Annotated in this window: 13 protein-coding genes and 1 pseudogene; 11 read left to right on the top strand and 3 right to left on the bottom strand. The window is 71.0% G+C overall.

Annotated features, from left to right (window positions below):
• Positions 1–18: 18 nt before the first annotated feature.
• From GGQ83_RS07995 to GGQ83_RS07985, 3 genes are read left to right on the top strand one after another with little or no spacing between them, the layout of a single operon-like run.
• The gene (locus GGQ83_RS07995) at positions 19–1,194 is read left to right on the top strand and encodes an isovaleryl-CoA dehydrogenase (RefSeq protein WP_184383255.1); all 1,176 of its coding nucleotides are present in this window, start codon (positions 19–21) and stop codon (positions 1,192–1,194) included.
• A 2-nt stretch (positions 1,195–1,196) separates the two neighbouring features.
• Positions 1,197–2,798 carry a carboxyl transferase domain-containing protein gene (locus tag GGQ83_RS07990; RefSeq protein WP_184383254.1) on the top strand — a complete coding sequence of 534 codons (1,602 nt, stop codon included), beginning with the start codon at positions 1,197–1,199 and terminating at the stop codon, positions 2,796–2,798.
• Positions 2,799–2,803: 5 nt separating this feature from the next.
• Positions 2,804–4,771 carry an acetyl/propionyl/methylcrotonyl-CoA carboxylase subunit alpha gene (locus GGQ83_RS07985; protein WP_184383253.1) on the top strand — a complete coding sequence of 656 codons (1,968 nt, stop codon included), beginning with the start codon at positions 2,804–2,806 and terminating at the stop codon, positions 4,769–4,771.
• 62 nt (positions 4,772–4,833) lie between these two features.
• Here the strand turns inward: GGQ83_RS07985 and GGQ83_RS07980 are convergent, their stop codons facing one another.
• The 3 genes from GGQ83_RS07980 to GGQ83_RS07970 form a co-directional block, all read right to left on the bottom strand.
• Positions 4,834–5,622 carry a Bax inhibitor-1/YccA family protein gene (locus tag GGQ83_RS07980; protein ID WP_184383252.1) on the bottom strand — a complete coding sequence of 263 codons (789 nt, stop codon included), beginning with the start codon at positions 5,620–5,622 and terminating at the stop codon, positions 4,834–4,836.
• Positions 5,623–5,737: 115 nt separating this feature from the next.
• A complete protein-coding gene (locus GGQ83_RS07975) occupies positions 5,738–8,236 on the bottom strand; it encodes an ABC transporter permease (RefSeq protein WP_184383251.1) in 2,499 nt (832 codons plus the stop codon).
• Between the two features lie 2 nt (positions 8,237–8,238).
• Positions 8,239–8,955: an ABC transporter ATP-binding protein gene (locus GGQ83_RS07970; RefSeq protein ID WP_184383250.1), complete on the bottom strand. Its 717-nt coding sequence runs from the start codon at positions 8,953–8,955 to the stop codon at positions 8,239–8,241.
• Positions 8,956–9,013: 58 nt separating this feature from the next.
• Between GGQ83_RS07970 and GGQ83_RS07965 the strand changes: the two genes are divergently transcribed.
• The 8 genes and pseudogenes from GGQ83_RS07965 to GGQ83_RS07930 form a co-directional block, all read left to right on the top strand.
• Positions 9,014–9,622, top strand: coding sequence for an arylesterase (locus GGQ83_RS07965; protein ID WP_242534916.1), 609 nt, complete (start codon positions 9,014–9,016; stop codon positions 9,620–9,622).
• An 88-nt stretch (positions 9,623–9,710) separates the two neighbouring features.
• The gene (thpR, locus tag GGQ83_RS07960) at positions 9,711–10,247 is read left to right on the top strand and encodes an RNA 2',3'-cyclic phosphodiesterase (RefSeq protein WP_184383248.1); all 537 of its coding nucleotides are present in this window, start codon (positions 9,711–9,713) and stop codon (positions 10,245–10,247) included.
• A 70-nt stretch (positions 10,248–10,317) separates the two neighbouring features.
• Positions 10,318–10,695: a DUF2946 family protein gene (locus GGQ83_RS07955; protein ID WP_184383247.1), complete on the top strand. Its 378-nt coding sequence runs from the start codon at positions 10,318–10,320 to the stop codon at positions 10,693–10,695.
• A 63-nt stretch (positions 10,696–10,758) separates the two neighbouring features.
• Positions 10,759–12,810 (top strand): TonB-dependent receptor family protein, encoded by a 2,052-nt coding sequence (locus GGQ83_RS07950; RefSeq protein WP_184383246.1) that lies wholly within the window; start codon positions 10,759–10,761, stop codon positions 12,808–12,810.
• Between the two features lie 21 nt (positions 12,811–12,831).
• Complete coding sequence (locus GGQ83_RS07945; RefSeq protein ID WP_184383245.1) at positions 12,832–13,329, top strand: YcnI family protein; 498 nt, start codon at positions 12,832–12,834, stop codon at positions 13,327–13,329.
• Positions 13,326–13,670 carry a hypothetical protein gene (locus tag GGQ83_RS07940; protein WP_184383244.1) on the top strand — a complete coding sequence of 115 codons (345 nt, stop codon included), beginning with the start codon at positions 13,326–13,328 and terminating at the stop codon, positions 13,668–13,670. The genes GGQ83_RS07945 and GGQ83_RS07940 overlap by 4 nt, the downstream gene beginning before the upstream one ends.
• Positions 13,667–14,164: a copper chaperone PCu(A)C gene (locus tag GGQ83_RS07935; RefSeq protein WP_184383243.1), complete on the top strand. Its 498-nt coding sequence runs from the start codon at positions 13,667–13,669 to the stop codon at positions 14,162–14,164. Before GGQ83_RS07940 ends, GGQ83_RS07935 begins: the two co-directional genes overlap by 4 nt.
• Before the next feature lie 91 nt (positions 14,165–14,255).
• Positions 14,256–14,744, top strand: a pseudogene (locus GGQ83_RS07930) (Sir2 family NAD-dependent protein deacetylase); the annotation flags it as partial.
• Positions 14,745–14,931: the final 187 nt, after the last annotated feature.

Raw genomic sequence — 14,931 nt, 5'->3', positions numbered from 1 at the left:
TCCGAGGAAGGGAACAAAATGTCCGGAAACGCCCACCTCCCCTCGCTGGATTTCGGCCTGGGGCCCGAGATTGACGCGCTGCGCGAGACGGTGCGCGCCTTCGCCGCCGACCGCGTGGCGCCGCTGGCCGCCGAGATCGACCGGACCGATGAATTCCCGCGCCACCTCTGGCCCGAGATGGGCGCGCTAGGTCTGCACGGCATCACGGTGGACGAGGCGCGGGGCGGCGCCGGCATGGGCTATGTCGCGCATTGCGTGGCGGTGGAGGAGATCAGCCGGGCCAGCGCCAGCGTGGGGCTAAGCTACGGCGCGCATTCCAATCTCTGCGTGAACCAGATCGAGCGCAACGGCACCCCCGCCCAGCGTGCCAAATACCTCCCCAAGCTGATCAGCGGCGAACATCTGGGCGCGCTGGCCATGAGCGAGCCGGGCGCGGGCTCGGACGTGGTGTCCATGAAGCTGCGCGCCGAGAAGCGCGGCGACCGCTACGTGCTGAACGGCACGAAGATGTGGATCACCAACGCGCATTACGCCGAGACGCTGATCGTCTATGCCAAGACCGACCCGGAGGCGGGTCCCAAGGGCATCACCGCCTTTCTGATCGAGCGCGGCTTCAAGGGTTTCACGCCCGCGCAGAAGCTCGACAAGCTCGGCATGCGCGGCTCCCCCACGAGCGAACTCGTCTTCGAGGATTGCGAGGTGCCGGAGGAGAACGTGCTGGGCCAGGTGAATGGCGGGGTGCGGGTGCTGATGTCGGGCCTGGACTATGAGCGCGTGGTGCTGGCGGCGGGGCCGCTCGGCATCATGCAGGCCTGCCTGGACGTGGTGGTGCCCTACATCCACGAACGCAAGCAGTTCGGCCAGGCGATCGGCGAGTTCCAGTTCATCCAGGGCAAGGTCGCCGACATGTACACGCGCTTCAACGCGGCGCGCGCCTATGTCTATGCCGTGGCACGGGCGTGTGACGCCGGGCAGACCACGCGCAAGGACGCGGCCGGCGCCATCCTGTTTGCCGCCGAGGAAGCGACACGCGCGGCGCTGGACGCCATCCAGATCCTGGGCGGCAATGGCTACATCAATGACTACCCGACGGGCCGCCTGCTGCGGGATGCCAAGCTCTATGAGATCGGCGCGGGCACCAGCGAGATCCGCCGCCTGCTGATCGGGCGTGAACTCTTCCGCGAGACCGCATAGCCATGCGCATCACCTCCAGCCTGGACACGCGCGGGCGGGATTTCCGCGCGCAGGCGGCACGCACGCAGGAATTGCTGGACGAACTCAGCGCGCGGACGGCGCGCGCGGCGCTGGGCGGGCCCGAGGCTGCGCGCGCCCGGCATGTGTCGCGCGGCAAGCTCTTGCCGCGGCAGCGGGTGGAGCGGCTGCTCGACCCCGGCGCGCCCTTCCTCGAACTCTCGCCGCTCGCCGCGCATGGCATGTATGGCGAGGAGATCGCGGGGGCCGGCCTTATCACCGGCATCGGCACCGTCGCGGGTCGCGCCTGCGTCATCGTGGCCAATGACGCCACGGTGAAGGGCGGCAGCTACTACCCCATGACGGTGAAGAAGCACCTCCGCGCGCAGGAGGTGGCGGCGCAGAACCGGCTGCCCTGCCTGTATCTCGTGGACAGCGGCGGGGCCAACCTGCCCAACCAGGACGAAATCTTCCCCGACCGCGAGCATTTCGGCCGCATCTTCTTCAACCAGGCGAACATGTCGGCTTCCGGCATCCCGCAGATCGCCGCCGTCATGGGAAGCTGCACCGCGGGCGGCGCCTATGTGCCCGCCATGTGCGACGAGGCCGTGATCGTCCGCAACCAGGGCACCATCTTCCTGGGCGGCCCGCCGCTGGTGAAGGCCGCCACGGGCGAGGTGGTGACGGCCGAGGATCTGGGCGGCGGCGATGTGCACACGCGGCTTTCGGGCGTGGCGGATCACCTGGCGCAGGACGATATGCACGCGCTGGGGCTGATGCGGCGCATTGTGGGCAACCTCAACGCCGCAGCCCCGCCCGCGCCGCCCTTCGCGCCCGAGGCCCCCGCCCATGACCCCGCCGAACTGAACGGCGTCATCCCGTCCGATGTCCGCGCGCCCTTCGAGGTGCGCGAGGTGATCGCACGCATCGTGGACGGCAGCGTGCTCGACGAGTTCAAGCCGCGCTACGGCACCACCCTTGTGACGGGCTTCGCGCGCATCTGGGGCATGCCGGTTGGCATCATCGCCAACAACGGCATTCTCTTCAGCGAGAGCGCGCAGAAGGGGGCGCATTTCATCGAGCTGTGCTGCCAGCGCGGCATCCCGCTGCTGTTCCTGCAGAACATCTCGGGCTTCATGGTGGGCCGGAAGTATGAGAGCGGCGGCATCGCCAAGGATGGCGCCAAGCTGGTGACGGCCGTCGCCACCGCGCAGGTGCCCAAGATCACGGTCATCATCGGCGGCAGCTTCGGCGCGGGGAACTACGGCATGTGCGGCCGCGCCTATTCTCCGCGCTTCCTCTTCACCTGGCCCAATGCGCGCATCAGCGTGATGGGGGGCGAGCAGGCGGCCTCGGTGCTGGCCACGCTGCGGCGGGACAACCTCGAAGCCTCCGGCCGCGCCTGGAGCGCGGAGGAGGAGGACGCCTTCAAGGCACCCATTCGCGAAAAGTATGAGCGCGAGGGCGATCCCTACTACGCCACCGCCCGCCTCTGGGATGACGGCATCATCCCGCCGGCCATGACGCGGGACGTGCTGGGCCTCGCCTTCAACGCCGCGCTGCACGCGCCCACTCCGCCGACGAAGTTCGGCCTGTTCCGGATGTGACGCGCATGTTCCGCAAGATCCTGATCGCCAATCGCGGCGAGATCGCCGCCCGCATCATGCGCACCGCCCGCCGCATGGGCATCTCCACCGTCGCCGTCTTCAGCGAGGCCGACCGCCGCGCGCTGCATGTGCGCGAGGCGGATGAGGCGTATTTTATCGGCCCCGCCCCCGCGCGCGAAAGCTACCTGCGCGCCGAGGCCATCCTGGAGGTGGCCCGGGCCAGCGGCGCCGAGGCCATCCATCCAGGCTACGGCTTCCTTTCGGAGAACGCGGAGTTCGCCGAAGCCTGCGCCCAGGCCGGCATCGCCTTCATCGGCCCCACGCCCCACGCCATCCGCGCCATGGGCAGCAAGGCCGAGAGCAAGCGTCTGATGGTGGCGGCCGGCGTGCCCACCGTGCCCGGCTATCACGGGCAGGCGCAGCACGACGACCTACTGGCGGAGGAAGCACAGCGCATAGGCTTCCCCGTGTTGATCAAGGCCAGCGCCGGCGGGGGCGGGAAGGGGATGCGCCCCGTGTATGACGCCGCCGACTTTGCGCGCGAACTGGAAGGCGCGCGGCGCGAGGCGCTGGCCGCCTTCGGCGATGATCGCGTGCTGATCGAGAAATACCTCACCAAGCCGCGCCATGTGGAGGTGCAGGTCATGGGCGACACCCATGGCCGCATCGTCCACCTGCACACGCGCGATTGCTCCATCCAGCGCCGCCACCAGAAGGTGCTGGAGGAGGCGCCGGCCCCCGCGCTCTCGGACGCCCTGCGCGCGCGGCTGCACGAGGCCGCGGTGAACGCCGCCGCCGCCGTGGGCTATGTGAATGCCGGCACGGTGGAGTTCGTGGTGGAGGGGGAGGACGCCTTCTTCCTGGAGATGAACACCCGCCTGCAGGTGGAGCATCCGGTCACGGAGATGGTGACGGGCCTCGATCTGGTGGAGTGGCAGTTGCGCGTGGCCGCCGGGGAACACCTGCCGGCAGCCTGGCCCCCCGTGCCGCATGGCCACGCGGTGGAGGTGCGCCTCTACGCCGAGGAGCCCGAACACAACTTCCGGCCCGCCACCGGGCGGCTGCGCAAACTGTCCCTCCCCAGCCTCGGCGCCGATGTGCGGATGGACACGGGCTTCACGGCCGGCGACAGCGTGACGCCCTTCTATGACCCCATGCTGGCGAAGCTCATCGCCTGGGGCCCGGACCGGGGGGCGGCGCTGCTGCGCCTCGCCCAGGCGCTGGCGGCGCTGGAGGTGGAGGGGCTGGGCAACAACCTGCGCTTCCTCCGGCGCCTGCTGGGCACCGAGGCGCTGCGGGCCGCCGAACTCGACACCGGTTTCATCGCCCGACATGGCGAGGCGCTGCTGGCCCTGCCCGTGGCTGCGCCGCCAAAGGTGCTGATCGCAGCGGCGGCGGGCGAGGCCATGCTGGCGCGGCAGCGCGCGGCGCAGGCCACACCCTGGGCCCAGGCCGCCGGCTGGCGTCTGCAGGGCGGGGCGGAGACGGTCTCGCTTTGGGAAGATGGCGTGGCCCCGCGGCGCGTGATGCTGCGCTGGCGTGCCGATGGCTTCGAGGCCGAGGTGGAGGGCGAGGCGCCCCGCCACATCACCATCACGCTGCAAGACGGTCGCCTGGCCCTGGGCGAGGGCGACCGGCTGAGTGCCTTCATCCTCCAGCCCGAGGAGGACGGGGTCACACTGCGCCTCGGCGGCGAAGCCTGGCGGCTGCATCGCCGCGACCCCTACGCGCCGGTCGAGGAGGGCGGGGCATCGGAAAGTCGCCTTGCCGCGCCCATTCCGGGCCGGGTGGTGCAGATGCTGGTGGCGCCCGGCGATGCCGTGACGCGCGGGCAATTGCTGGCGGTGCTGGAGGCCATGAAGACCGAGATCAAGATCACCGCCCCGCGCGACGGGGTGGTGGCGCATCTGGGCTGCGCGGCGGGTGATTCCATCGAGGAAGGCACCGAGGTGGTCACGCTCGCCGACCCCTGAACAGCAAAAAGGCCCGGCGGATCGCTCCGCCGGGCCCGATGGTCCCCCGATAGGGGAAGAGACTACTCCTGGTTCCGCATGCCCATGAACTGCAGCAGGAACTGGAACAGGTTGATGAAGTTCAGGTAGAGGCCCAGCGCGTCCATCACGCTGCGCTTGCCCGCCATCTCCGAGCCCTCGGCATAGGCGTGTTCGATGTAGTCATTCTTGATCCGCTGCGTGTCCCACATCGTCAGGCCGCAGAAGATGACGACGCCCAGGATCGAGACGATGAAGGCGATCGCCGGCGAGGCGAGGAAGATGTTCACCACCATCGCGATGATGATGCCGATGAGGCCCATCATCATGAAGCTGCCCAGCTTCGTCAGGTCACGCTTCGTCGTGTAGCCGATCAGGCTCATCGCCGCGAACATCGCCGAGGTGGCGAAGAAGGTGCTCGCGATCGAGGACGACGTGTAGATGACGAAGATGTTCGACATGCTCGCGCCCATCACGGCGGCGAACACCCAGAACAGCGCCTGCGCCGTCGTCTTGCTCATCCGGTTGATGCCGAAGGAGAGGGCGAGGACAAAGGCCAGCGGCGAGAACATCGCGATCCAGCCGAGGATGGTCGGCGCGGTGGCCAGCCCCCGCGGCGTGCGGACCGTGGTGTAGAAGAGTTCGGCGACGGCAGGCGTGCTCGCGATCAGATAGGCCACGATGGCCGTGAGCAGCAGGCCCGACGCCATCCAGTTGAAGACGCGGAGCATGTAGCTGCGCAGCCCCTCGTCGAGGACCGCCTGATCGAGCGCGCCGGCGCGGCCCCAGCCTTGCTGCGGCTGAGTCCACCGAGATTGGGGTTGGAGTGCCATGGGTAAAGTGTCCTCCTGAATCGGGCGATGCCCGTCATGCCGCTATATGGACCGGCTGTAATCCGAATTCAACGCCATTTCACGCCCTCAACCCTTCGTTACGCTGCGGTGCGATCTAGTCGTTCCGCAGCAGCGGGCCAGGGCGGGCGCGCAGCGCCAGCGCGGTGCCGGCATAGCCGAAGGCCAATACCAGAACCATGCAGCCCAGAACCGTCAAGGCCAGGGTGCCGGGCAGGAAGAGCCATTCCTGCCGCATGATGCCCCGCACCACGCCCCAGGCGGCCGCCGTGCCCGCCGCGGCGGCCAGCAGCCCCGCGAAGGCGCCGAGCGCCCCGAACTCCACCAGGAAGGCCCGGCGGATCTGGCCGCGCGTGGCGCCGACGGTCTTGAGCACCACCGCCTCGCGCACGCGGCGGCGTTGCCCGGCGGCCACGGCGCCCGCCAGCACCAGGGCGCCGGCCAGCAAGGTCACGGAGCCCGTGGCCGTCAGCGCGGTGGCGATTCGCCCCAGCAGCTCCGCCACCTGGGCCAGCGCATCGCGCACCCGCACGCCCGAGACATTGGGCAACGCGTCCGTGATGCGCCGCAGCAGCAGCCCATCCTGCGCCGGGTCACCCCGCACCGTCGCGATATGGGTGTGGGGGGCGGCCGAGAGCAAGCCGGGGGAGGCCACCAGTGTGAAGTTCATGGCCAGGCTGCGCCATTCCACCTGGCGCAGGTTCGCGATGGTCATCTCCACCTCGCGCCCCAGCACGTTCACCGTGATGGTGTCGCCGATGCCCACCCCCCAGCCGCGCGCGAGATTGGCGTCGAAGGAGAGCAAGGTGGGCCCGGAGTGGTCGGGCGCCCACCACTGGCCCTCGACCAGCCGCGTGCCCTCGGGCATCTCGGCCGTGTAGGTCAGGCCGCGCTCGCCGCGCAGCGCCCAGGCGGTGTCGGGGGTGGTCTGGTATTCCTCGGCCGGGATGCCGCGCACGGCGCTGATGCGGGCGCGCAGGCTGGCGACCCGGCGGACTTCCTCCACGCCGGGGGTTTCACGGGCCAGGCGGTCGAAGTCGCGCACCTGGTCGGGCTGGATGTCGATGAAGAAGAAATTGGGCGCCCGGTTGGGCATCTCATTGCCGATGGCGGCGCGCAGATTGCCTTCGATCTGCGCGATGGCGGCGAGCGTGGTCAGCCCGAGCCCCAGCGCCACCAGCATGATGGGCGTGGCTGCCCCCGGCCGGTGCAGATTGGCCAGCCCCAGCCGGATGGCGGGCCGGCGGATGTGCGACAACCGCTTCGCCCCCCACATCAGCACCGCCGCACCCAGGCGGAAGAGCACCAGCGCCACCGCCGCGCCGGCGCAGAAGGCCATGGCGAAGAAGGGCTGTTCGGCGGTCAGGATCACCAGCGCCACCAGGGCGGCGGCGGTCAGCGCGTTCAGCGCCATGACGCGCCAGCCGGGGCGGCGGGCCTCGGTGCGGAACATGTCACGAAACAGGGCCGCGCCCGGGATGCGCCCCGCGCGGCCGAGCGGCCAGAGGGCAAAGGTCAGCGCCGTCAACAGCCCATAGAGGGCGGCCAGCCCCAGCGGCGCCGGATAGAAGCCCATGCGCGGCGGCACGGGCAGCGCTCCCGCCAGCAATTGCGCGGCCAGGAAGGTGAGGCCCCAGCCGGCCAGCAGGCCGAACAGGATGCCCACGGTGGAGAGCGCCAGCACCTGGAACAGATAGGCCGAGAAGATGGCCGTGCTCGGCGCGCCCATGCAGCGCAGGGTGGCGATGGTGCGCGCCCGTGCGTCGAGCCAGGCGCGCACGCCCGTCGCCACGCCGATGCCGCCCACCAGCAGCGCCGTAAGCCCCGCCAAGGTCAGGAATGAGGCGGCGCGGTCGAGGAAGCGGTTCACCCCCGGCTCGGCCTGTTCGGCGAGGCGGACGCGCCAGGGGGCGGAGGGGAAGGCCGCGCGGAGGTCATTGCCGAAGGCCCGCGCCGAGACACCCTCGGGCAGGCGGATGCGGTATTCGTGGCTGATCAGGCTGCCCGGCTGCGCCAGCCCCGTGGCCGCCAGTTGGTCCAGCGGAATGATGGCGCGCGGGCCGAAGACGGTGGGGGTGGCGACGCGGTCCGGTTCCTCCGTGATGCGCGCGGCGAAGGTGAATTGCGCCTCGCCCAGGCGCACCGCGTCACCGGTGGTGAGGCCCAGGCGGTCGGCCACAGCGGGTTCGGCCACCACCACAGCGCCTGAAAGCGGCACCGCCGGGTCCAGCCGCAGCTCGCCGAAAAGGGGGTAGAGGCCATCGGCGGCCTTGAGCTCCACGAGGCTGCGCTCGCCCGAGGGAGCCACCAGCATGGCGCGCAGCATCCGCACCTCGCTGATGGTGGCACCCCGCGCCCGCACCCATTCGAGGGTGGCGGAATCCACCGGCTGGTAGCCGCCGCGGATTTCGAGGTCGCCGCCCAGGATGCGCGCGCCATCCGCCTGCAACCCGGCCTGGATACCCGCGCGCAGCGTGCCCACGGCCGCGATGGCCGCCACACCCAGGGCGAGGCAGGCCAGCACCAGCCACAGTCCGCGGGCACCCCCGCGCAATTCCCGCCGAGCGAGGCGCAGCCCCATCATCACATCGCGCATGGCTATTCCGCAGCCAGCGGGAGTTCGGCCGTGTCGCGCTCGATGCGCCCATCGGCCACATGGATCTGCCGGGCGCAGCGTGCGGCCAGCAGGGGGTCATGGGTGATCAGCAACAGGGTGGTGCCGTGTCGCTCCCGCAGGTCGAAGAGCAGGTCCATCACCAGGTTGCCGGTGGCGCGGTCCAGGTTGCCCGTGGGCTCGTCGGCCAGGATCAGCCGGGGGGTGGCCACGAAGGCGCGGGCCAGCGCCACGCGCTGCTGCTCGCCGCCCGAGAGCTGGCCGGGGTAGTGGCCAATGCGGTGGCCGAGGCCGACCGAGCCGAGCGCCGCCTCCGCCTTCGTGAAGGCGTCCGGGTCGCCCGCGAATTCCAGCGGGATGGCCACATTCTCCAGCGCCGTCATGGTGGGCACCAGGTGGAAGGACTGGAAGACGATGCCCACCTCCTCGCGCCGGAAGCGGGCCAGGGCGTCCTCGTCCAGGGCCGAGAGGTCACGCCCCGCCACGGTGAGGCGGCCGGCCGTGGCGCGTTCCAGCCCCGCCAGCAGCATCATCAGCGAGGTCTTGCCGGAGCCCGAGGGGCCCACGATCGCCACCGCCTCGCCCTCCGCGACCGAGAGGCTCACCCCGCGCAGGATGTTGACCCGCCCGGCGGCGGCCCCCACCTCGAAGCGGAGATCATGGGCCGCGATCAACGGCGAAGGGGTTTGCTGCTTGTCCATCACCTTGCGATATGGGCGCCGCGCTGCGCTGCAAAAGGGTTTGTTGCTTTCCGCAACCTTGGGTGTCGGCCTGCGTCAGGCCGCCGCGCGGGAGCCGGTGCGGCTGCTGGCGCTGGGCGACAGCCTGACCGCGGGCTACGGCCTGCCGCGCGGCGAGGGCTTCGTGCCTCGGCTGGAGGCGGCGCTGAACGCGCGCGGCCGTCAGGTGCGGGTGCTGGATGGCGGCGTCTCGGGCGACACCATGGCCGGCGGGGCCGCGCGGCTGGACTGGGCGCTGGCCGATCGGCCCCAGGCGGCCATCGTGGCACTCGGCGGCAATGACGGGCTGCGCGGGCTGCCAGTGGGGCGCATGGCGGAGGCGCTGAATTCCATCCTGGACCGGCTGGAGGCGCGCAACATCCCCACCCTGCTGGCCGGCATGCAGGCGCCGCCCAATCTGGGCGCCGATTACGGGCGGGAGTTCTTCGCCGTCTTCACCGAGGCCGCCCGGCGCCGGCCGAACATGCTGTTCATGCCCTTCTTCCTGGAGGGCGTGGCGGGCGAGCGGGCGCTGAACCAGGCCGACGGCATCCATCCCAATGCGCGGGGCGTTGAGCAGATGATCGCGGAGATCCTGCCTGTCACGGAACAACTGCTGGACCGGGTGGCTGCCGCCCCGGCAGGATAGGTGCGCGATCACCCTGGCTGGAATCGGCCAGGGTGTGAATCGCCCTCCCAGTGGGGGCGAAAGCGGACGAATCCGGAAGGGGGTGCCCATGCGTCTCTTCGTCGCTCTCGAACTTCCGGAGGCGGTGCGCGACAGCCTGGCCCTGATGGTGGGCGGCTTGCCCGGCGTGCGCTGGGTGCCGCCGGCCAACTACCACCTTACGCTGCGCTTCATCGGCAATGTCACCTCCATCGAGGCGGAGGAGGTGGACCTCGCACTCGCCGCCATCCGCGCCAAGCCCTTCGAACTGCGTCTGCAGGGCCTTGGTACCTTCGAGAAGGCCGGCCGCGTCCAGTCGCTGCACGCGGTGGCGGAGCGCACGCCGGGCCTTGCCCACCTCCAGGCCAAGATCGAGACGGCGCTGCAACGCGCGGGCCTGCCGGCCGAGAAGCGCCGCTTCACGCCCCATGTGACCCTGGCCCGGACCGACCTCGTGCCCATCGACAAGCTCGCGGGCTTCGTCCAGGCGCACAACCTGTTCCGCACCGAGCCCGTGATGGTGGAGCATTTCGTGCTCTTCTCCTCACGGCTGGGCAAGGAGATGGCGGTCTATACGCCCGAGGTGGAATACATGCTGGCCGCCTGAGGGGGCCGCCCAAGGGGGTCGCCCGGGGGGCAGCTTGAGTGTGGCGCGCCCCTGGCCTAGACCCTCCCATGTGGGAGCCTTCCGCCGCCTGAGCTGCCTGGCCTTCGCCTTCGTCCTGTTCATGCAGGCCGGGGTGGGTGCCGCGCATTGCCTGCGCGGCCTGGGCGCCGCCCATGGCCTGCTGGTCGAGATCTGCACCATCGAGGGCAAGCGCCTCGCGCTGCTGGACCATGAAGGCCAGCCCATGGAGGCGCCGGCCGAGGCCGGTTCCGGCGTCTGCCCCGTCTGCGCCGGCCTGCCCGGCGTGGTGCTGCCGGCGGCGCCGGCGGTGTCGGAGCCGGTTGTGTTCGCCGCCGCCCCCGGCTTTTCCCTGACCGGCACCGCCCTGCCGGCGCCGCGCGCCCGCGCGCCGCCCTACAGCACCCGCGCACCGCCCGTCCTGGCCTGAACACGCCCTCCGCGCGGTGATCCCGCGCGGATTCTCGTTCACGTCATTTCGGGAAATTCCCTCATGTCCGTCGTGCCGCGCGCCTGCTGGGCCGCACCGCTTGTTGTTCTCGCCGCTCCCGCCTGGGCGCAGGCTCCCGCCGAGCTGCCCTCCGTGCTGGTCACGGCCCCCGCACCCTCGCTCACCGTGCCCACCAATGAGCAGGCGCGGCTGCGCGCATGGCTCAGCCCCGGCAACAACACCGTGGTCCCCGCCAGCGATTTCCAGGACCGCGCCGGCGCCACCACGCTGCGCGATGTGCTGGAATTCGTCCCCGGCGTCTTCACCCAGCCCAAATGGGGCGAGGATTCGCGCCTCTCCATCCGCGGCTCCGGCGTCGCGCGCGGCTTCCATCTGCGGGGGGTGCGTCTCACCCAGGACGGCATCCCGGTGAACCAGGCCGATGGCAGCGGTGATTTCCAGGAGCTGGACCCGCTCACCTTCCAGCGGGTCGAGGTCTTTCGCGGCGGCAATGCCTTCGCGCTGGGCGCCAACACACTGGGCGGGGCCATCAACTTCGTGACGCCGACGGGGCGGGACCGCCAGGGCTCCATGGTCCGGCTGGAGGCGGGCAGCTTCGGCCTGTTCCGCGGGCAACTCGCCCATGGGGTGGTGTCCGGGCCCTTCGACGGCGCCATCAGCATCACCGGCGCGCGGCAGGATGGCTACCGGCGCAACAGCGGCGGCGACAGCGCCCGGGTGAACATGAACCTGGGCTGGCGCGTGAATGACGACATCGAGACGCGCCTCTTCTTCACCTACAACTCCATCCGGCAGGACATCCCGGGCTCGCTGACCCGCGCGGCCGCGCTGTCCAACCCGCGCCAGGCGGCGGCGGCCAATGTGGCGCTGCGCTATGCCCGCAACATCGAGAGCCTGCGCCTGGGCTCACGCACCGCCGTGCGGCTGGGCGAGGGGGGCTTGCTCGAATTCGGCGGCAGCTACGTGCATCGGCGCCTCGACCACCCGATCTTCCAGGTGATCGACAACCGCAACGACGACGTGAACCTCTTCGCGCGGGTGACGCTGGATGGCCGGCTGGGCGGGCTTCGCAACCGCGTGGTCATGGGGGTGAACGCGGCCATGGGCGATGTGGACAATCGCCGCTTCGTGAACCTGTCCGGGCGGCGCGGGGCGCTGACCTTCTCGGCGCGGGAGACGGCCACCACCCTCGACGCCTATGTCGAGAACAGCCTCTATGTGCTGGACAACCTGGCGCTGGTCACGGGCATCTCGGGCGGGCAGGCGCGGCGGGAGAGTTCCAACCGCCTGAACCCCGCGCTGAGCGGGTCCGGCGACTGGTCCTTCGCCAACCCGCGCCTGGGCGTGCTGTGGCAGGCGACGCCGGGGCTGCAGGCCTATGGCAATGTGACCTGGTCCACCGAGCCGCCGACGCTGTCGGACCTCGTGTCGCTGGTGCCGCTGGGCGGCTTCCAACTGCTGAAGCCCCAGCGCGCCACCACCATCGAGCTGGGCGTGCGGGGCGAGGTGGGCCCGGTCAACATCGAGGCCGCCATCTGGCACGCCTGGCTGCGGAACGAGATCCAGCTCTTCCAGGGCCCCACGGCCGGGTCGAGCTTCGCCATGAATGCCGGCCGCACCATCCACCAGGGCGCGGAGCTGGCCGCCACCTGGCGCGCGGCGCAAAGCCTGGTCACGGCGCAGGACAGTGTCGTGCTGCGCGGCGCCTACAGCTTCAGCGATTTCCGCTTCGACGGCGACCCGACCTTCCGCGACAACCGCCTGCCCGGCGTGCCCCGCCACGTGCTGCGGGCCGAGGCGCGCTACAACCACCCCGCCGGCTGGTGGGTGGCGCCCAATGTGGACTACGTGCCGGAAGGCCTCTTCGTGGACAACGCCAACACCACGCGCACCAATAGCTACGCGCTGATGGGCCTGCGGGCGGGCTTCGAACTGCCCGAGCGCGGCATCTCCGTCTTCGTCGAGGGCCGCAACCTGCTGGACCGCCGCTACATCAGCTCGGCCTCGGTCACGCCGGTGGCGACGGCCAGCTCCGCCCTGTTCGAACCCGGCTTCGGCCGCGCCGTCTTTGCCGGCACCACCTTCCGCTTCTGACCCGCAGGAGAGAGACACATCATGCGAAAGCTTCTCGCCCTGCTCCTGCTGGCCAGCGCGCCCGCCGGGGCCCATGTCACCATTGATCCGCCGGAGGCCGCCCCCAACAGCTTCCAGCGCATCGCCTTCCGCGTGCCGCATGGCTGCGCGGGGCAGCCCACCACCGCCATCGAGGTGACGCTGCCCGAGGGCATCACCTCCGCCCGCCCCAGCCCCAAGCCGGGCTGGGAGCTGACCGTGCGGATGCGCCCGCTGGAACGGCCCGTGGCCGGCGGCCATGGGCTGGTCCGCGAGGCGCCCAGCTTCATCGCCTGGAGCGGCGGCAACCTGCCCGACCCCTTCTTCGAGGAGTTCGTCGTGATGATCCGCACCCCCAACCGCCCGGGTGAGACGCTGCTCTTCCCCGTGGCGCAGCTTTGCGCCAATGACGCGCGGCATGACTGGGTGGAGGTGGCGACGGCCGGCCAGGCCCGCCCGCGCAGCCCCGCGCCCACCCTGCGGCTGGGGGCCGCGCCATGAAGGGCGCGCTGCTGGCGCTGGGGCTGATCGCCGCCCCCATCGCCGTTTGGGCCTGCGACCCGGAGGAGATGGAGCGCGCCATGACCGAGATCTGCCAGGCCGCGGCGGAAGGGGCGGAGGTGGCCATCGCCGCCGCCCTGCCGCGCGCCAGCGCGGAGGAGGCGGCGACGCTCGTCGCCGGCCTCGCCACGCTGCGCCGCGGCTGCACCGAGGGCGACCCCGTGGTCGCCGTGCGCCAAGCGCCGGCGCTGGCGCGCATCGCGGGCCGCATCGAGGCGCGAGCGGCCCAGGCGGCCCGCCACATCCCCAACACTTCCCCGCAAGAGGAGCCTTCGACATGATCCATCGCCGCATTCTTCTGGGCGCCCTGCCGCTGCTGCCCGTGGCGGCGCAGGCCCACCACCACCAGGGCCAGGTGCAGCCGGTCCAGCACCAGCACGGCGCCACCAGCCTCGGCCCGCTCCGCGTCGAGGCACCCTGGACCCGCGCCGCGCTGGAAGGCCGCCAGGGCGCGGGCTTCATGACCATCCGCAACACCGGCACGGTGGCGGACCGGCTGGTTTCCGCCACCTCGCCCGTTGCGGGGCGCGTGGAGCTGCACACCCATCTGCGCGACGGCGACGTGATGCGGATGCGCCCGGTGGAGGACATTCCGGTTCCGGCGGGCGGCAGCGCCACCCTCCAGCCGGGTGGGCTGCACCTGATGTTCATGGGGCTGAACCGGACCCTGGTGGCGGGCGAGACCGTCCCCGTCACGCTGCGCTTCGCCGCGGCGGGCGAGGTGACCGTGCAGCTTCGCGTCCAGGCGGCGGGGGCGCGCGGGCACGGCCATTGAGGGGTCGCGCACGCGCCCGATGACCGAAGGGCCGCTTGGCCTGGAGGTCTGAATCGGGCCGCGCCAGACACGCGGCCCGAATGGGTGCAGGATGGCGGGCATGAACCTCGTCATCCTCACCGGAGCCGGCATTTCGGCCGAAAGCGGGCTCGCCACCTTCCGCGACCTGGGGGGCATCTGGTCCCGGGTGCGGCTGGAGGAGGTGGCAACGCCCGAGGCCTTCGCCGCCGACCCTGACCATGTGCAGGGCTTCTACAATGCCAGGCGGGCGCAGCTTCGGAATGTGGCGCCCAACCCAGCGCATGAGGCCCTGGCCCGGCTCGACGCCGCCTGGACCCGTGGCGATTTCCTGCTGGTCACGCAGAATGTGGATGACCTGCACGAACGCGCGGGCACCCGCCGCCTGCACCACATGCATGGGGAGCTGCGCCGCGCCCGATGCCTGGAATGCAGAGCGGATAGCCCTTGGCAGGACGACATCACGCTTGCCAGCGCCTGCCCCGCCTGCGGCGCCATGGGCCGGCTGCGGCCGCATGTGGTCTGGTTCGGCGAGATCCCGCTGGGGATGGAGCGCATCGAGGCGGCGCTGGACGCGTGCGACATGTTCGTTTCCATCGGCACTTCGGGCCGGGTCTGGCCGGCGGCGGGTTTCGCGGCTTCCGTGCGTGGGCGGGCGCGCACGCTGGAGATCAACCTGGACGCTTCCGACGGCGCCTCCATCTTCCACGAAACGCGCCATGGCCCGCCCGGCGGCTGGTACCGCAATG

This window comes from Roseococcus suduntuyensis, from assembly GCF_014196305.1.
Lineage (GTDB): Bacteria > Pseudomonadota > Alphaproteobacteria > Acetobacterales > Acetobacteraceae > Roseococcus > Roseococcus suduntuyensis.
This window is presented reverse-complemented; position numbering and strand designations above follow the sequence as displayed.

Excerpts from the sequence above, each read along its gene's own strand:
- GGQ83_RS07970 (WP_184383250.1), bottom strand. The coding sequence starts at position 8,955 with ATGGACAAGCAGCAAACCCCTTCGCCGTTGATCGCGGCCCATGATCTC.
- GGQ83_RS07975 (WP_184383251.1), bottom strand. The coding sequence starts at position 8,236 with ATGCGCGATGTGATGATGGGGCTGCGCCTCGCTCGGCGGGAATTGCGC.
- thpR (WP_184383248.1), top strand. The coding sequence starts at position 9,711 with ATGCGTCTCTTCGTCGCTCTCGAACTTCCGGAGGCGGTGCGCGACAGC.
- GGQ83_RS07940 (WP_184383244.1), top strand. The coding sequence starts at position 13,326 with ATGAAGGGCGCGCTGCTGGCGCTGGGGCTGATCGCCGCCCCCATCGCC.
- GGQ83_RS07935 (WP_184383243.1), top strand. The coding sequence starts at position 13,667 with ATGATCCATCGCCGCATTCTTCTGGGCGCCCTGCCGCTGCTGCCCGTG.
- GGQ83_RS07945 (WP_184383245.1), top strand. The coding sequence starts at position 12,832 with ATGCGAAAGCTTCTCGCCCTGCTCCTGCTGGCCAGCGCGCCCGCCGGG.
- GGQ83_RS07995 (WP_184383255.1), top strand. The coding sequence starts at position 19 with ATGTCCGGAAACGCCCACCTCCCCTCGCTGGATTTCGGCCTGGGGCCC.
- GGQ83_RS07980 (WP_184383252.1), bottom strand. The coding sequence starts at position 5,622 with ATGGCACTCCAACCCCAATCTCGGTGGACTCAGCCGCAGCAAGGCTGG.
- GGQ83_RS07990 (WP_184383254.1), top strand. The coding sequence starts at position 1,197 with ATGCGCATCACCTCCAGCCTGGACACGCGCGGGCGGGATTTCCGCGCG.
- GGQ83_RS07950 (WP_184383246.1), top strand. The coding sequence starts at position 10,759 with ATGTCCGTCGTGCCGCGCGCCTGCTGGGCCGCACCGCTTGTTGTTCTC.
- GGQ83_RS07985 (WP_184383253.1), top strand. The coding sequence starts at position 2,804 with ATGTTCCGCAAGATCCTGATCGCCAATCGCGGCGAGATCGCCGCCCGC.